This window comes from Flavobacterium sp. 1355, from assembly GCF_017833415.1.
Taxonomy (GTDB): domain Bacteria; phylum Bacteroidota; class Bacteroidia; order Flavobacteriales; family Flavobacteriaceae; genus Flavobacterium.
The window spans coordinates 87,526-104,567 of the sequence record NZ_JAFICC010000010.1 but is presented as its reverse complement, the minus strand read 5'-3'; the positions used below and the strand labels follow the sequence as shown (position 1 = coordinate 104,567).

The following is a 17,042-nucleotide window of genomic DNA, read 5'->3' as shown; positions in this document are numbered from 1 at the left end:
TTTTGAGTTTGCAAATATAGGAATTAAAAAAATAATTAATCAAGCTAATTCGTTAAATTTTAATTACATAAAGATTTACTTTTGTATTCTAAGAATTTTTCTATGATTTTTCATAACCAATTGATAAAATGGTATTTACAAAACAAACGTGATTTGCCTTGGAGGAATACTACCAATCCGTACCTAATTTGGCTCTCAGAAATTATGTTACAACAGACGCGAGTAGCACAAGGAATGCCCTATTTTTTTTCGTTTACGAAGGAATTTCCTACCGTGTTTGACCTGGCAAATGCCAATGAAGAACAGGTTTTAAAACTTTGGCAGGGATTAGGGTATTATTCCCGTGCCCGAAATTTGCATAAAACAGCCCAATATGTAGCAAATGAGTTAAATGGTGTTTTTCCTCCTACATATAAGGACTTGCTAAAATTAAAAGGAGTAGGGGAATATACAGCTGCTGCTATTGCATCTTTTTCTTATAATGAAGCCGTGCCTGTTGTAGATGGAAATGTATTTCGGGTGCTTTCCCGCTACTTTGATATCGAATCCGATATAACGCTTCCGGCTACAAAAAAAGAATTTACGGAACTTGCATACGAATTAATGCCAAAAGGAACTCGAGGCGGAGCCGAACCGAGCGAGGCTAATCCAGCGATTTTTAATCAGGCTATCATGGAGTTTGGTGCTTTGCAATGCGTGCCTAAAAGTCCTGATTGTAAAATTTGCGTTTTTAATGATAGTTGTGCGGCTCTTCAAAAGAAGAAGGTAAATACTTTGCCGGTAAAATCCAAAAAGACAAAAGTCACAAATAGATTTTTTAATTATTTTGTTTTAGAAGATGTTTTGGGGAATACAGTAGTCCAAAAAAGAGAAGCAAAAGGGATCTGGCATAATCTATACGAATTTCCTCTTTTTGAAACCCAGGAAATTGTTGATTTTGATTTTGTTTCTAAAGCGGTACAAGATGATATTTTTTCTGATTATACTATTATAGGTATAGAAGAGTATAGTCATGCAACAGTAATTCATAAGTTATCCCATCAGCATTTGCATATCCAGTTCTGGAAAATCAGAGTTAAGGAAATAATTAAAGGAGGTATTGATATCAATGATTTAAAAACATTGCCTTTTCCTATTGTGATTTATAATTTTATAGAAAAACTATAAAAAAAGGCTTCTGATAAGAAGCCTTTTGTAATTTATGCACCCATTGTAGCATATTGAATAATTCGAACAACAATACCAACTGCAAAACCTATTAAGGCCATATTACAGGCAGATTTAGCGGCAACAGGCTGATCATTCTTTTTTACAAAGTAAATGATTGCTCCTGCTAATGGGATACAGAATGATAACACTTTTAACCCAGTGCTTAAATCTTCTTGAGAATTGTCATTTCTGTTTTCAAATTCATCAAATTTTGAGTTTTCTTCAGACATAGTTATTATATTTATTTAGTTGTTAATTAAAAATTAGGTATTTGAAAAAAAATACAATCCAGTATGCAATAAAATCTGAGATGCCGGCAAGTCCGTAACCTGCAAGGATACCAGAAGCAAAACGAAGGAGATTATTGCTTTCTCTGTTGCAATAAGCTTGTGTAAGCCCGTCAATTATTGTTGGCAAAACAGCCAACAAAGCCCAATAAATATCAATTTTCATAAACCACAAAAGTGGTATGAAAATAAAATATCCTACATAAATACCAGTACATCTGGCACAAAAAGGAAATTGCTTTCCTTTGTAGAAAAAAGATCTTTCGGGTAGTTTATGACAACTAACAAATTCTATTTTTATCATAAACCAAAAATACATTATTATTTAATTTAACAAAATTTTTCATCAAATTCTATTGTAAAATTTATGTTTCTTTATTTTAAAGTTATGATTAATGAAAAATAAAAAGCAAATATTGACAATGATTTAAAAAACAATCATTTTTACTATATCGATTTATAAATTTTCGAAAAGCAGGAAATAAATTGCTAAAAAAATGTATCTTTGATAGAAATATCACCAAAAACTATGAACGGAACATTAAATAAAGTGATGCTCATTGGCCATTTGGGCGATGATGTAAAAATGCATTATTTTGATGGAGGGAACTGCATCGGACGTTTTCAGTTGGCAACTAATGAAGTTTATATTAACAAAACCACTAATGAAAAAATAACTTCTACAGAATGGCATAACCTTGTTGTGCGAAACAAAGCTGCTGAAATTTGTGAAAAATATCTTTCTAAAGGAGATAAAATCTATGTCGAAGGTAGAATAAAATCCCGCCAATGGCAAGGAGAAGACGGTGTGACAAAATACACAACCGAAATTCAGGTTACGGAATTTACTTTCCTGACCACCAAAAAAGAAACTACAGGTCATAAGCCGAATTCTGAATCAGAATCAGGAAAAAACACTAACTTTGAAACCAATAATGAAGGCTTGCCTATAAACGATTTGCCTTTTTGATTGTTTAACTAATTTTTTTCAGTTTGGACCCGGAGCCCAGTTTACTTTTTAGTACAAATTTAGACATCAATTTACTAATTGGTTTTGTCGGAATATTTATTTTGCTGTTTCTTTCAGCAATTGTGTCTGGTGCAGAAGTAGCACTTTTCTCTTTATCACAAAAAAATATTGATGATACTCTTCACGAAAACAGTTCTAAAGGAAAAATCATTTCTAAACTTTTAGACAGGCCCAAAAAACTTTTAGCGACATTATTGGTAGCCAATAATTTTTTAAACATAGGAGTGGTTATTTTGTTTTCATTTATTGGGCAAAATATTTTTTCTAATGTAAATTCTCCCGCCTTAAAATTTATTCTCGAAGTAAGTGTAGTAACCTTTTTGATTTTATTATTTGGAGAAGTTTTACCAAAAGTATACGCAAGCCGTAACAACATAAAATTTGCAAAATGGGTAGCATATCCAATATCCTTTTTAGATAAATTACTTTCGCCTGTAAGTTTGCCTATGCGCAGTCTTAACCTATATTTGCAAAATAAGCTGGGGAAACAGAAAAATAATTTTTCGATAAATCAGTTGTCACAAGCATTAGAGCTTACCGATTCTGATGGAACATCTACAGACGAGCAAAAAATTCTGGAAGGAATCGTTTCTTTTGGGAACACAGATACCAAACAGGTTATGAGTCCGAGGATTGATATCTTTGCTTTGGAAATTTCAGAATCTTTTGAAGCCATTTGTGTAAAAATTATCGAAAAAGGATTTTCAAGAATTCCGGTATACAAAGACAATATTGACCAGATAGAAGGGGTTTTGTTTGTTAAGGATTTGCTTCCGCACATTGATAAAAAGGAGTTCGAATGGACATCATTAATCAGAGAAGCTTTTTTTGTTCCTGAAAATAAAAAACTTGATAATCTTTTGAAGGATTTTCAGAGCCTTAAAAGTCATTTGGCAATTGTAGTTGATGAATATGGAGGGACATCTGGTTTGGTTTCTCTGGAAGATGTTATAGAAGAGATTGTGGGAGATATAAGTGATGAATTTGATGATGAAAATCTGAATTTTTCTCAAATTGATGAAAAAAACTTTCTGTTTGAAGGCAAAATTAACCTAAAGGATTTTTACAGAATTGTCGAAGTCGATGAGGATATTTTTGAAACACAAAAAGGCGAAGCAGAGACACTGGCTGGTTTTATTTTGGAAATCCTTGGTAATTTTCCCAAAAAAGATCAAAAAATAACTTTTGAAAATTGTGTTTTTACAATTGAGGCAGTGGATAATAAACGTGTAAAACAAATAAAAGTAACATTAGAATAAAATGCTTAAAAAAATAATTTCGACAACCATCGTTTTGCTAATATTTACACTTTTAAGTTGTAAAAAAGATGTTTTGCCTAAGCCGTCAAGTTATCTGCGTTTAGATTATCCGGAAGCAACTTATGTTAACTTTGAAAACAATTGTCCTTTTACTTTTCAAATGAACGAAGGTGCTGTGATTAAAGGGGAAAAAAATTGTGGGTTTGCTATAACCTATCCTAAAATGAAAGCAACAATTTACCTTACCTATAAACCTGTAAACAATAACATTGAAAAATTATTGAAAGATGCTCAAAAACTAACGTATGAGCATGTTATCAAAGCCGATGATATTTTAGAACAGCCTTATTTAAACCCTGAAAAAAAGGTTTACGGCATGTTTTATCAGGTAGATGGAAATGCGGCTACTAACTCACAATTTTATGTGACAGACAGTACAAAGCATTTTATAACAGGATCGGTTTACTTTTATGCTAAACCCAATTTTGATTCTATTATGCCTGCAGCTAGTTACATCAAAAATGATATGCGACAGTTAATGGAAACGTTAAAGTGGAAGTAATTCTCAAATAAATAACATAAAAAAAAGCATCCCGTCGGATGCTTTTTTTTATGTCAGTTTAATTATGATTTCATATTCGAAACCTTATATGTTTTTCCGTCTCCGGTTTTCTGAACTACTTTCGTTAGATTTTCCGGGTTTTGAATCGTTTTATCAAATGTAACTGTTGCCGTTTTTTTATCAAAATCAACAGTTGCCTTATCAACTCCCTCCAGATTTGTTAATTCTTCTTCTATCGTTTTTGCACATCCAACAGCACAAGTCATTCCGTCTATGGTAAAACTTGCAGTTTGAAGATTTTCAGCAGCAATTGGTTTGTGTTCTTTCGGAGTGTTTTTTTCTGCATTTACAACCTGAAGGCTTTTATCTTCTTCTTTTTTGCAGCCAACGAATACTAAGCCAGCGATTGTTGCAGCGATTAAGATTTTTGAAATTTTCATTATATATAAGTTTTAAATTGCTATTAACTTTCTTGCAAAATTAATAAAAAACCAGCGGTCAGTTCATAAAAATAGTACAAATTTGCAGTAAAACAAAGCTCATGGATGCAAAACAGTTAAAATGGATTTATTTATTTGTGCTTTCACTGATTTGGGGAAGTTCATTTATTCTTATAAAAAGAGGATTGGTAGGTTTAACTGCAATCCAGGTTGGTTCTTTCAGGATTATTTTTGCTGCTTTGTTTCTGCTAATCGTAGGTTTTAAAAGTTTAAAAAAAATCTCGCGGCAACAATGGAAATTTGTTGCTCTTACTTCTGTTTTCGGAACCTGTATTCCGGCCTATTTTTTTGCTATCGCAGAGACAGAAGTTGATAGTTCAATTGTGGCGATTTTAAATTCGCTTACTCCTTTAAATACATTAATTTTAGGGATACTCTTTTTTGGACTTCAGTTTCAGAAGAAACAAGTTCTGGGAGTTTTTGTTGGGTTAATAGGCTGCCTGTTGTTAGTCTTAAGCGGAGCATCTGCACATCCCGGACAAAATTACTATTATGTTCTTCTCGTTGTGATTGCTACACTTTGTTATGCTATAAATGTAAATTTAATAAAGAGATATTTATCAGACTTGAATTCGGTTAGTATTACAACAGGAAATTTTACTGTATTGCTTCTTCCCGCCTTAATTATTTTAAGTACAACTGATATTAGTCAGAAAGTGCATTTGGAGACTGCCCAACATTCTGTTTTCTTTGTCATGATCCTGGGGATTCTGGGAACAGGAATTGCAAACATTGTCTTTTTTAAACTAATACAAATGTCATCTCCGGTATTTGCAACATCAGTAACATATTTAATTCCGATAGTAGCATTTTTCTGGGGATTGTTGGATAATGAAATGCTGACGAGAACTCAGTTTTTTGGTGCATTTATAATTTTGATTGGAGTCTATTTATCGGCTAAAAAAGAAAAAGCGCTGCCAAAGTCTTAAACTTTGACAGCGCTTTTAGTCTTGTCTGTTTTCTAAATCCGGGTTAATGAGGATTTAAAGAAAATCACTATCCGAAACTCCTTCGTTTATTTTGATTTCAGACATTTTGATATCGAGTTCAAAACCCGCATTCTGAACAATATTAAAAGGAACTTTTACGCCCTTTACGTCTTTATAATCGTTAAAATAAGTTGTTTGGGTAGTTGATTGCCCACTTTGTTCTTTTACTTTTAACTTAGCTACTTTTAAACCTGATTTTACATCATAATAATAAACTGTTTTACCATCCTTTATAGAATAGGCATCTTTGCCATTTATAGGTTCGATTCCGCTAATTTTCAGATCTGTTCTTTTGCTTAGACGCAATTCTTCAAAAGGAGCAGCACTTGCTTTCATTTCTGCTAAATCATCCCCTTCCAGGTTTTTACGTTGGCCTTGCTGCTCAATGTATGCACCCTTGTCATTAACAACCTGTTTCATCAAAGGCATCGTCCCCATATTAAGTGAAACCATCATTTTTCCTTTTGAATCTAATTTTGATGTAAAGCTCAGTGGAGAAGGAGCCTGAGGAATTGTTGTTGATCCTGCCATGGCCAGTGTTTTTACCGCTGCAACTGCTTTTTCGCCGCCAATTGCTTTAAGATAGTTTTCAAAAACATTTTGTGCTGTAATTCCGGCCGGAGCTTCTTTTTTTGTAACTGGTTTCTCAATTGGATTTCCATATTTATCATAATAAAAAATTGGAATCTTGAGTTTTTCTAATCCTTCAATCACTTCAGAACCTTTTCCTACAACTACGATACGCATGTTGTCCAAAGGAAAATATTTATTCGAGACACGGTAAATGTCGTCAGCCGTAACATTGTTAATTGTCTGAATGTATTTTTCGTAGAAATCAGCAGGAAGTTTCTCGGTCTCAATATTTAACGCATAACGGGCAACAGCCTGAGGTTTCTCGACCTGCATTACAAATCTTCCGATATAACCGGCTTTTACGTTTTTCAACACATCATCAGAAACTTTTTCGGTTCTGATTCTTTTTATTTCTTTTACAAATTCAGCTACAGCGCTATCAGTAACAGCATTTCTAACTGCAGATGACGCTTTAAATTTGGTAACATATTTTCCGCTTCCAATATTTGAGTTTGCTCCATAAGTCCAGGCGTGTTGTTCGCGCAGATTCATGTTTAAATAACTGTTAAAATCACCTCCCAAAATTTGATTGGCAATTACAGCAGGAAAAAAATCAGGATCACTCATTTTTAAGTTTACTGTATTTACTAATGAAATTTCAGATTGAACGGCATTCGGAACATCAACAAAATCAATCTGAAGTTTAGAAACATTTACAGGATCAGGATATGAGTTTTTTGGAGCTGCCTGTTTTTTCCAGCCTCCAAAAAGTTTTTCAACAGCTGCTTTTGTTTCTTTAAACTTGATGTCTCCGATAATAACTAAATAAGCATTTTCTGGAACAAAATAAGTTGCATAATTTGCCTGAACATCTGCAAGGGTTACATTTTTCACTGTTTCTTCAGAAATATATTCTCCCGAAGGGTGATTTTTTCCAAATGTCAAAACATCTACAACACGGTTTGCAATAGCAGGAACACTTTTTTCATCGGCTTTGAGTCCTTCTAATAATTTTGCTTTTTCCTTATCAAACTCAGTTTGTGTAAAATTTGGCTTTAGAGCACCTTCTGCGAGAAGCTCTAAGACACGGCCTGAATATTTTGAAAGTGAGCTGGCATAAGCTCCTTGCGAAGTGAAGTTGATCTGGGCTCCGTAAAAATCAATTTCTTCATTAAAGGCTTCTTTTGTTGTTTTTTTAGTGCCGTTTCCGATCAGGCTGCTGGTCAGTTCGTCAACACCTTTTTTGTTTCCTTCAATAAAAGGAGCGTTGTCCAGAGTAAGGTTGAAGCTTACTCTTGGTAATTTATGATTTTCAACTACCAAAACTTTCATACCATTTGACAAAACAAAAGTTTGTGGTTTTTTGATGTTGACTACTGGTGAGTTTCCTGGTTTTGGTTGTGGACGATCTTGTGCTTGCATAATTCCGGTAAGGAATAAAAGGATTAAAACTGTATGTATTTTTTTCATGATTCGATTCTTAGTTTTGAACTTTTGTTGAAGGAACATAATCTAAAATTAAACGCTGATTTGGGTTTAAATACTTTTTGGCAACCTCTCTGATTTCTTCTCTTGTGATAGAATGATAAAGATCGATTTCTGTATTGATAAGATTTACGTCTCCGTAAAGTAAATAATAAGAGGCTAAATTTTCTGCAATTCCTTCAACACTTGCATTTGCATTGACAAAATTATTATCGAATTTGTTTTGTAATTTTTCATAATCTTTTTCAGAAATCAGATCAGTTTGGATTTTTACAATTTCCTCATCCATTTCCTTTAAGATATCTGCTGTTGTGTAATTTCCCATTGGTAAACCATACAAAATATATGTCCCATAATCTTCCTGACTAAAACCTACTGCGCCAATCTGAAGGGCCATTTTTTTGTCATCAACAATTTTCTTGTATAATTTTGAACTTTTCCCATCACTCAGGTAAGAAGAAATCAAATCTAAAACTCTTGCATCCCTGGTTTTCATAGAAGGAGTTCTGTACGAGGCAACAATCATCGGGATCTGGATGTTTGGATCTTCGTAAGTTGCTTTTATGGTTTGTGTAATTGGTTCTTCTGTGTACGTTTGTTTTTTTACAACCTCTCCTTTAGGAATTGGTCCAAAATATTTCTGAATCCATTCTTTTGCTTTTGTTTTATCAAAATCTCCGGCAACAACCAATACGGCATTATTTGGTGTGTAGAATTTTTTATTAAAAGCCTGAAACTCTTCAAGGGTTGCCGCATCCAGATCTTTCATAGAACCGATAGTTGTCCAGCGATAAGGATGATTTTTGAACATGTTTTTCTTTACCTCTGGCAGAATGTTCCCGTAAGGCTGATTGTCATAACGCATTCTTTTTTCTTCCTTTACAACTTCATTTTGTGTGTCAACACCAATCTTATTAATAATAGGATGCATTAGTCGCTCAGACTCCATCCATAACCCAAGTTCCAGGCTGTTCGATGGAAATACTTCATAATAATATGTTCTGTCATCAGAAGTATTGGCGTTGTTCACACCGCCATTTGCAGTGACGATTTTCATCCATTCACCACGTTTTATGTTTTGGGTTCCCTCAAATAATAAATGTTCAAAAAAGTGCGCAAATCCTGTTCGGTCAGGACGTTCGTCTTTAGATCCTACATGATACATTACAGAAGTAATCACTACGGGGGCAGAAGGGTCGTTGTGCAGGATAACATGCATGCCGTTATCTAAATTGTATTCTTCAAAAACTACTTTTTGAGCATGAGCTATTCCGCCAAGCATTAGTGCTGCGCTTACTATCATTATAGAATTTTTCATAAAGATTAATAATTTATATATACCTAATAGAGTAGGTAACCAAGAATTGATTTTAGTTACATCAAAAATAACTTTTTTTTAATTATCAATTTAAGATTAGCTTTTTATTTTGAGGATACTTTAACAGCCAGTAAGGCTTTGTTGTTGATTTGAAATCGGTTAAAAGCTTTGAAAAACAGGATTTAAGGCCATATAAATATTTTTAAAATTAGACATTGCACAGTAAATTATTAATTGTATATTTGCAACCTTAAAAATCAATAAATCAATTTGGTATGTATGCAATCGTAGAGATAGCAGGGCAACAATTTAAAGTAAGCAAAGACTTAAAGGTTTATGTTAACCGTTTGGCTAACGAAGAAGGTTCAAGTATTTCATTTGACAAAGTTCTTTTATTAGACGATAACGGAAGCGTAACTTTAGGCGCCCCAGCTATAGAAGGTGCTTCAGTAGAAGCTAAAGTGTTACAACACTTAAAAGGAGATAAAGTAATCGTTTTCAAAAAGAAAAGAAGAAAAGGTTACAAAAAGAGAAATGGTCATAGACAATATCTTACTCAAATTGTAATTGAAGGTATTACTGCAGCAGGCGGAACTAAAAAAGCAGCAGCTAAAAAAGCGGTTGTAGCAGAAGATGCTCCGGCAACTGAAGTTGAAGCAGCTCCAAAAGCAAAAAAAGCAGCAGCTCCAAAAGCAAAAAAAGAAGCTACTAAAGAATAATAACAATATTTAAACTCATACGTCATGGCTCACAAGAAAGGTGTCGGTAGTTCGAAGAATGGTAGAGAATCAGAATCAAAACGTCTAGGCGTTAAGATTTTTGGTGGACAAGCTGCTATTGCTGGGAACATCATCGTTAGACAAAGAGGTTCAAAACATAATCCAGGTGAAAATGTTTACATCAGTAAAGATCACACACTACACGCAAGAGTAGCTGGAGTTGTTAAGTTCCAAAAGAAAAAAGATAACAAATCTTATGTATCTATTCTTCCATTCGAAGCATAATCATTAGACTACTTATTATAAAACCCGTTCGCCTTGGCGAACGGGTTTTTTGTTTTCTATAGAAAATTTTGAATTTGATTATCGGCGTATATAATACAATAAACGGTAAAATTCACTATTTTATTATAGCAGCAAAATATAATCCAATACAATTTTATCTGTTTGAGAATACCAGTAGGGTTTATTGTAAGCTTTTGAAGTGATAATAATTACTAAAGGAAGATCATTGAAAATTATAAATTGATTTCCTCCATTCCTGCACAATAATAAGTTTTATAAAATAAAAAACCTGCTCATTATGAACAGGTTTCTAATGTTTAATAGGAATGTTTTTTCTTATTCCAAAAAGTAGAGATTGGAATTTGGAATTTAAGATATTGAGTTTTATTACTCAGTATCTTTTGTTTCCTCAAGATCTTCAGATTTTCTTCCAACTTTTATTTTCGGATTATCCTGAGTTCCTGTCACAGTCAGCGGAATTCCGAAAATGCCTAAAGGAGGAAGCCCCAGACGCATTTTTAAATTTAATTTTCCGTCCAGACTTGTGGTTCCTTCAATTCTTGGTCTAAAGCCTGCAAATTTAAATTTGAAGCGTTCTACCGTCATAATATTATTCTTTATAGTAGTTTTTATATCTACTTTAGAAAGATCCGGATTTTTTATAGCCTCAGAACTTGTTTGTTTACTCACAGCATTGAACATTTTTAAACCTCTTACTTTTACATTCTTTACAGAGAGTGTTCCGCCACCTGTAAGAGATGGATAAACAGGTTCCATTTTTCCGTTTAATCTCCCTTTTAGTTGATAATCCAGAGAAACAATTCCTTGTGCTTTTTCTGCTGCGCTGGCCATTTTTCTAAAGACCTCAATTTCGTTATAAGCCCTTTTTATATCAAAATCAGAAGCTTTTATTGCATAATCAAAATTTGCTTTTTGAGATGTTACCGCCTGATAATTGGCATTCATTGCAACATTACAGCCAATTAAGTTAAAACCGGTATTTTGCATGCTTAGCTTTCCATTTTTCATTTTTAAGTATCCGGAAGCATTTTGCATATTCATTTTTTCAAAACTTACTTTCTGTGCATTTGCCAGCAATTGTAAATTCAGATTTGTCGGAATTATAATAACACCAGTTTGTGTTGGCTTTGTTTCAGGCATTTGAGTTTTTGCCGGTGCTTCGTTTACAGCAGTATTTTCCGGAACATTTGACATGAATTCGTCTATATTTATATAACGGGAAGTAACTTTAAAAGAACCTTTTAAAATACCGGTTTTGCTTGTAGCATAATTAAAAACATTTTGTAAATAGCCATTCATCGTAAAATCAGATTGTCCATAAGCGGCCAAAAAGTTTTTGAATGTCATTTTATCCTGATTGATCTTAAAAACACCTTCTTTAATGATAAATTTTTGAGGCAGGTATTCAGAAACAATTCCGATGTTCCTAAGTTCAAGAGTTCCTTTGTTGTTTAGTTTGCTGTAGTTTCCTTTTTCGGCATCACTTTGTTTTCCTTTCAAAGCCAGATCGGCTTTTACAAAACCATCCAAATCAAGCCCTTTTTGAGAAAAAACTTTGTAAATTTTGTTTACATCAAGTTCGCCTTTTGCCTTCACATCATAATTTAAATCATTAAAATTACTTAAATCAGCCTGTACAAAAACAGGTTTTCCTTCAAAAGTAAATTGCGCTGGCTTTAGATTAACTTTTAAGTCCTGAAAAGTTCCTTTTTGATTTTCAATTCTTGTTTTTACAATGATATTAGTAATCGGATTTGGGTAATATTTTGTTTTTAAATAACCATTTGTCAGGCTAATATTTCCATTTGTAACCGGAAAAAGTTTATTCTTTTGGTCAAATTTTCCTTTTGCAGTAACATCTCCAATTAGGCTTCCTTTTAAAGTCAAATCAGGGATTCCAAGCCCCTTGTTTAGTTTCTCAAGATTAATTTTAGCTTTAAAATCAGCATTAATATCCGGAGAAGTAAGGCCTCGCATGTAAAATTTTGATTTTAAGTAATCCTGGTTGATATTTAGAGATAAGTTTTTGGCATCAACAGTTAAAAGCTCAGGATTTAAGGAAGGCACAGTTGTTTTAATTTCGAAATTTAAATTCGAAACCGGAAAAGCACTCTTATTATAATTTACAAAACCATTTTCCAGTTTTAAGTCCAAATTCAAATCCGGTGCAATGTGTTGTGAGGCAATATAATTTCCTTTTAAAGTTAAAAAGAGATTCGTTTTTCCTTTTAATTCGGTTTTAGAAAGCCAGGTAATATATTTTGGAGGAAATGCAGTAAAAACATCGTACAAATCACTGTTGTCAGATTTTAAAACAAGATCCATATTATAACCCTCTTTCAGAAAATCAAATTTTCCTTTAAAATCGACCAAAAGCTGATTAATTTTTAAGTTGTTTTGTTGAAAAACAAAAGACAAGGAGTTAACGTTAATTTTTGTAATTAAGTCAGCATCAATCTGTTTGTTCATTAAATAGGGTTCACCATCATAAACAATATTTAATTTTTCAATTTTGGCTTTAGAGTACAAATCAAAAATTGCTTTGTCCAGGTTTCCTTTTCCCAGATAATTAAAGCTAAAAGCATCAAAATGAACTTTTGTAGATTTGTCATCATAAACAATTTTACTGTTTATAATTTCGATTCTCTCCAGTTTTAGAGCAGTATCTGTACTGTCTTTGGATTTTGGTGTTTGTGCAGATGATTTGTAAACGTTATAATTAGCTTCTCCTTTTTCATTTACTTTTACATTAATAGACGAGTCGGAAAGGTAAATCTGGTCAATTTTTACAGATTTACTAAAAATTAAACTAGCGACATTTATTCCAAAAGAAACTTCTTTTGCAGTGATAAAATGTTCGTTTGTATAAGGTGCAGAACCGTTAAGTTTTAAGTCATTTAAGGTTAAAGTCAACGACGGAAAATGATGAAAAAAAGAAACCGAAACATCAGAATAATTTAGTTCGGCGCTTAATCTTTCGTTAGCAGTTTTTTTAATCTGCTCTTTAATCTGGTCTGCAAAAACGATTGGGGTTAAAAACAATAATCCTAAAATAACGGCGAACGTTATCCCGACGTATTTGGCAATTTTAAATACAATCGATCTGGATTTATTTTTTGACATAACAAGTTTGTTAAAATTGAATTTTATAAAGTAATGACAGTAAATGGTATAAAAAAATTATCCGTGAACGGTTTCACTTTTTCCATAATTAGTAATAATCGAACCTTCGTATTCAATCCACTCTTTCCAGCGTTTATCAATGTCTATATTGTCTGTATATTTTCTGGCAAATCCTAAAAATGTAGTATAGTGCCCGGCTTCGGAAATCATTAAATCGCGATAAAATTTTGCCAGTTCTTGGTCTTTTATGTTTTCAGAAAGAACTTTAAAACGCTCACAGCTTCTTGCTTCTATCATGGCAGAAAAAAGTAAACGATCACAAAGAGCATCTTTACGGCTTCCGTCTTTTTTCATAAATTTAAAAAGCTCATTTACATAATGATCTTTTCTTTCTCGTCCCAAAGCCAAGCCTCTTTTTTTAATTATGTCGTGCACCATTTGCAGATGCTCTAATTCTTCTCGGGCAATTATAAGCATTTCAGTTACTAATTCCTCTAATTCAGAGTTATATGTAACTAAGCTGATAGCGTTCGAAGCTGCTTTTTGCTCACACCAGGCATGGTCCGTTAAAATTTCTTCGATATTTGATTCGACTATATTTACCCAACGCGGATCCGTAGCTAATTTTAATCCTAACATAATTATTGCAGATTTATATTTTGCAAAATTAGTCTTTTTATCAGCTAAAATCAGGAAATATCATGTAATTAAGCGTAAAAATGCATTATTTTGTAGTTCAAAGAATTAAAATGAATCAAACGAAAAAACTTTTAATAATTGGTTTTGTCTGGCCCGAACCAAATTCGTCTGCGGCAGGCGGAAGAATGATGCAGTTAATATCTGTTTTTAAGGAAAATGGATTTGAAATTACATTTGCAAGCCCGGCTTTGGACAGTGATTTTATGGTTGATTTAGCTGAGTTTGGAGTGGGGAAAAAATCAATTGAACTGAATAATTCAAGTTTTGATGATTTCATAATTGAATTAAATCCTGATGTTGTTTTGTTTGACCGCTTTATGATTGAAGAACAATTTGGATGGCGTGTTGCAGAAAACTGTCCAAAAGCAATCAGAATATTAGATACCGAGGATTTACATTGTTTAAGAACGGCCAGGCAAAAAGCTTTTAAGGAAAAAAGAACTTTTGAGTTATTCGATTTATTGTCGGAAGAAGTGGCAAAACGTGAAATTGCAAGTATTTTGAGGTGTGATTTGTCTTTGATTATTTCGAAATTTGAAATGAAAATCCTAAATGATATTTTTAAAATCAATACAACTCTGCTGTTTTATCTTCCTTTTTTGACAGATGAAATGAAGGAAAGCGATCTTTTAAAATTGCCTTTATTTGAAGAGCGTGAGCATTTTGTTTTTATTGGAAATTTTCTACATGAACCCAATTGGAACACTGTCCAGTATCTTAAAGAATCTGTTTGGGCTTTTGTCAGGAAAGATTTTCCGGAAGCCGTCTTGCACGTCTATGGTGCTTATCCTTCGCAAAAAGTATTACAGTTGCATCAGCCTAAAGACGGATTTTTTATTATGGGAAGAGCTGCTGATGCTAACGAAATTGTTAAAAAAGCAAAAGTTGTTTTGGCGCCAATTCGTTTTGGTGCAGGTTTAAAAGGAAAACTTTTGGAAGCCATACAATGCGGTACACCAAGCGTAACAACAGAAATAGGTGCAGAAGCAATGCATGAAGATCTGCCCTGGGGCGGTTTTATTATCGATGATCCGGAGCTTTTTGCTAAACAGGCTGTTGCCTTATATCAGGATAAAAATCTTTGGGAGCAATCTCAGAAAAATGGAGTTGCTATTGTAAATACGTGTTTTCAAAAAAATAAATTTGCTTCCGTTTTGATAAACACAGTAAATGATTTAATGAATGATTCTGAAAATCATCGCCTTCATAATTTTATGGGAAGCCTGCTTCAGCACCATACTTTAAAAAGCACCAAATACATGTCAAAATGGATTGAAGCTAAAAATAGAAATTAAACCATTTTACCAAATCCTACAGTTTCCCGGTACAATTGAGGCGAAACATCTGCATTGGTTTTAAAGAACCTGCTGAAATAATGTTCGTCTTCATAACCCAGCTCGTATGCAATTTCTTTTACCGTTTTATTGGTCATGTACAATTCTCTTTTTGCTTCAATAATAATTCTTTCGGCAATAAGACCCGTAAGCGTTTTGTTGAAATAATTCTTTGATAATTTAGCTAAAGCTTTGGGCGAAATATTAAGCAATTCGGCATAATTTCCGGCGGAATGTTTGGTTTTAAAATGATTTTCAATAGCGTCTTTTAGATTTTGTAAAATATAAGGTTCTTTAGAATCCGGAGCCGATTTTAGTTCTTCCAGCTGCTCATTTTTTAATCTTGAAGCTGTGATTAAAAATATTTTCAGATACGAAATTAATAGTTCGTATTGCGCCAGTTCTGCATTTTGTATTTCAGTTCTCATTTGGTCAATAACCATCTGAAATGTGGCTTTTGCCTGATCTGTAATTCGCGTAAATGGCGGTTGGTAAACATTATTAAACAAAACACCGTTGCAGGAAACCTCTTTTTGATGCATGTGAATACAGTAAAAATCGGGGTGAAAATGGATTGCAATTCCCTTCAGGTCTTCTTTTGTGCAAATCATAAAAGGCTGATAGGGAGAAAAGGCGAGGAGCGAACCTTCTTCAAATTGATGTTCTGCAAAATCAGCTTTCACCTTTCCGTTTCCTTTGGTAACCCAAATTAGAGAAAAATAATTATTACGCTGAATATGATCAAAATGGCTATTGTCTTCAAATGAAAGGAGCTTAAAAGCTAGATTTCCATTTTGTGGATTTATTAAGGTAAAAGCGTTTTGATTGCTCATAATCAGAAATGTTTTGATAAAGATAAAGATAGTTACAAAATGAATCATAACTATCTTTAGTCGCGTTGTGTTGTTGTTTAGAGTTATACAGTCTGAACTGCAGGAAAATCAATTTCTGTATTTGCCGTATTGTTAAAATAATTTGTAAATACATTTAAGCCTACGTGTGCAATAATTTCTGAAATTTCTGCATCTGATGCACCCGCATTTCTAACTGCCGCAACATCCTGATCATTTACCAATCCGTTTTTGCTGATTAATATTTTTGCAAATTGTAAAATTCCTGCTGTTTTTTCATCTGCAGAATTCCCTGTTCTTGCATTGTGTAATACTTCCGGATCTGCTTTTACTAATTTCTCTCCAATAAAAGTATGGGCAGCTAAACAGTAATCACAAGAATTGCTTTCAGAAACTGCAAGGGCAATTAATTCTCCTGTTTTTGCGCTCAATTTTCCGTGGCTTAGGGCACCGCTTAAATTTAAATATCCTTCAAGAACTGCAGGAGAATTTCCCATTGTTCTCATCATATTCGGAACTACCCCTAATTTTGCCTGTACAGCGTTGAATAAATCTTTAGTTTTTCCTGTTACTTCTTCTGGGTTTAATGCTGTTAATCGTGTCATTTTTATTTAATTTTTAGTGTTATTATTTGTTATTGTCTTTTGACATTACAAAGGTGCGACGATTAGAGATTTCAGAACATGGAGAATTTACGCTATGTGATGGACAATTTTCTCTTCTTTATTTTCAGCGCAATCTTTTCATTTGGATTTCTATAATTAAGGCATTTTTCAGGAGCCAATCCCGCTATCCGTT

17 protein-coding genes are annotated in these 17,042 nt (G+C 33.3%); 8 read left to right on the top strand and 9 right to left on the bottom strand.

The features are described 5' to 3' along the window. The first annotated feature begins 102 nt into the window (after nucleotides 1-102). The gene (mutY, locus tag JOD96_RS14105) at nucleotides 103-1,167 is read left to right on the top strand and encodes an A/G-specific adenine glycosylase (protein WP_209564883.1); all 1,065 of its coding nucleotides are present in this window, start codon (nucleotides 103-105) and stop codon (nucleotides 1,165-1,167) included. 32 nt (nucleotides 1,168-1,199) lie between these two features. On the opposite strand, the gene JOD96_RS14100 is transcribed toward mutY, so the two are convergent. Both JOD96_RS14100 and JOD96_RS14095 read right to left on the bottom strand, forming a co-directional pair. Next, on the bottom strand, nucleotides 1,200-1,439 hold the full coding sequence (locus JOD96_RS14100; protein WP_209564882.1) for a hypothetical protein: 240 nt from the start codon (nucleotides 1,437-1,439) through the stop codon (nucleotides 1,200-1,202). Between the two features lie 22 nt (nucleotides 1,440-1,461). After that, nucleotides 1,462-1,800 (bottom strand): DUF2085 domain-containing protein, encoded by a 339-nt coding sequence (locus JOD96_RS14095; protein WP_209564881.1) that lies wholly within the window; start codon nucleotides 1,798-1,800, stop codon nucleotides 1,462-1,464. Between the two features lie 225 nt (nucleotides 1,801-2,025). On the opposite strand from JOD96_RS14095, the gene JOD96_RS14090 reads away from it, so the two are divergent. From JOD96_RS14090 to gldD, 3 genes are read left to right on the top strand one after another with little or no spacing between them, the layout of a single operon-like run. Further along, nucleotides 2,026-2,466: a single-stranded DNA-binding protein gene (locus JOD96_RS14090; RefSeq protein WP_209564986.1), complete on the top strand. Its 441-nt coding sequence runs from the start codon at nucleotides 2,026-2,028 to the stop codon at nucleotides 2,464-2,466. Nucleotides 2,467-2,489: 23 nt separating this feature from the next. Continuing rightward, on the top strand, nucleotides 2,490-3,785 hold the full coding sequence (locus JOD96_RS14085; protein WP_209564880.1) for a gliding motility-associated protein GldE: 1,296 nt from the start codon (nucleotides 2,490-2,492) through the stop codon (nucleotides 3,783-3,785). Nucleotide 3,786: 1 nt separating this feature from the next. After that, the gene (gene gldD / locus JOD96_RS14080; RefSeq protein ID WP_209564879.1) at nucleotides 3,787-4,347 is read left to right on the top strand and encodes a gliding motility lipoprotein GldD; all 561 of its coding nucleotides are present in this window, start codon (nucleotides 3,787-3,789) and stop codon (nucleotides 4,345-4,347) included. Nucleotides 4,348-4,409: 62 nt separating this feature from the next. On the opposite strand, the gene JOD96_RS14075 is transcribed toward gldD, so the two are convergent. Continuing rightward, a complete protein-coding gene (locus tag JOD96_RS14075) occupies nucleotides 4,410-4,787 on the bottom strand; it encodes a heavy-metal-associated domain-containing protein (protein ID WP_209564878.1) in 378 nt (125 codons plus the stop codon). Between the two features lie 101 nt (nucleotides 4,788-4,888). Here JOD96_RS14075 and JOD96_RS14070 point away from each other — a divergent pair, with 101 nt between their 5' ends. Then, nucleotides 4,889-5,776 (top strand): DMT family transporter, encoded by an 888-nt coding sequence (locus JOD96_RS14070; RefSeq protein WP_209564877.1) that lies wholly within the window; start codon nucleotides 4,889-4,891, stop codon nucleotides 5,774-5,776. A gap of 54 nt (nucleotides 5,777-5,830) precedes the next feature. Here the strand turns inward: JOD96_RS14070 and JOD96_RS14065 are convergent, their stop codons facing one another. Both JOD96_RS14065 and JOD96_RS14060 read right to left on the bottom strand, forming a co-directional pair. After that, nucleotides 5,831-7,879, bottom strand: coding sequence for a M16 family metallopeptidase (locus JOD96_RS14065; protein ID WP_209564876.1), 2,049 nt, complete (start codon nucleotides 7,877-7,879; stop codon nucleotides 5,831-5,833). Nucleotides 7,880-7,889: 10 nt separating this feature from the next. Next, nucleotides 7,890-9,212, bottom strand: coding sequence for a M16 family metallopeptidase (locus JOD96_RS14060; RefSeq protein ID WP_209564875.1), 1,323 nt, complete (start codon nucleotides 9,210-9,212; stop codon nucleotides 7,890-7,892). Between the two features lie 275 nt (nucleotides 9,213-9,487). Between JOD96_RS14060 and rplU the strand changes: the two genes are divergently transcribed. Together rplU and rpmA are read left to right on the top strand one after the other, a co-directional pair. After that, the gene (gene rplU, locus JOD96_RS14055) at nucleotides 9,488-9,931 is read left to right on the top strand and encodes a 50S ribosomal protein L21 (protein ID WP_026983809.1); all 444 of its coding nucleotides are present in this window, start codon (nucleotides 9,488-9,490) and stop codon (nucleotides 9,929-9,931) included. A 24-nt stretch (nucleotides 9,932-9,955) separates the two neighbouring features. Beyond that, on the top strand, nucleotides 9,956-10,216 hold the full coding sequence (gene rpmA, locus JOD96_RS14050) for a 50S ribosomal protein L27 (protein WP_017497241.1): 261 nt from the start codon (nucleotides 9,956-9,958) through the stop codon (nucleotides 10,214-10,216). 387 nt (nucleotides 10,217-10,603) lie between these two features. On the opposite strand, the gene JOD96_RS14045 is transcribed toward rpmA, so the two are convergent. Together JOD96_RS14045 and JOD96_RS14040 are read right to left on the bottom strand one after the other, a co-directional pair. Continuing rightward, entirely contained in the window at nucleotides 10,604-13,360 is a 2,757-nt protein-coding gene (locus tag JOD96_RS14045; protein ID WP_209564874.1) for an AsmA-like C-terminal region-containing protein, read from the bottom strand. A 57-nt stretch (nucleotides 13,361-13,417) separates the two neighbouring features. Further along, on the bottom strand, nucleotides 13,418-13,999 hold the full coding sequence (locus JOD96_RS14040) for a tRNA-(ms[2]io[6]A)-hydroxylase (protein ID WP_209564873.1): 582 nt from the start codon (nucleotides 13,997-13,999) through the stop codon (nucleotides 13,418-13,420). A 110-nt stretch (nucleotides 14,000-14,109) separates the two neighbouring features. Here JOD96_RS14040 and JOD96_RS14035 point away from each other — a divergent pair, with 110 nt between their 5' ends. Continuing rightward, nucleotides 14,110-15,354, top strand: coding sequence for a glycosyltransferase (locus JOD96_RS14035; RefSeq protein WP_209564872.1), 1,245 nt, complete (start codon nucleotides 14,110-14,112; stop codon nucleotides 15,352-15,354). On the opposite strand, the gene JOD96_RS14030 is transcribed toward JOD96_RS14035, so the two are convergent. Both JOD96_RS14030 and JOD96_RS14025 read right to left on the bottom strand, forming a co-directional pair. Next, nucleotides 15,351-16,226, bottom strand: a complete 876-nt coding sequence (locus JOD96_RS14030) for a helix-turn-helix domain-containing protein (RefSeq protein WP_209564871.1) — start codon at nucleotides 16,224-16,226, stop codon at nucleotides 15,351-15,353. The genes JOD96_RS14035 and JOD96_RS14030 overlap by 4 nt on opposite strands. Before the next feature lie 83 nt (nucleotides 16,227-16,309). Then, nucleotides 16,310-16,849: a carboxymuconolactone decarboxylase family protein gene (locus JOD96_RS14025; RefSeq protein WP_209564870.1), complete on the bottom strand. Its 540-nt coding sequence runs from the start codon at nucleotides 16,847-16,849 to the stop codon at nucleotides 16,310-16,312. Between the last annotated feature and the right edge of the window lie 193 nt (nucleotides 16,850-17,042).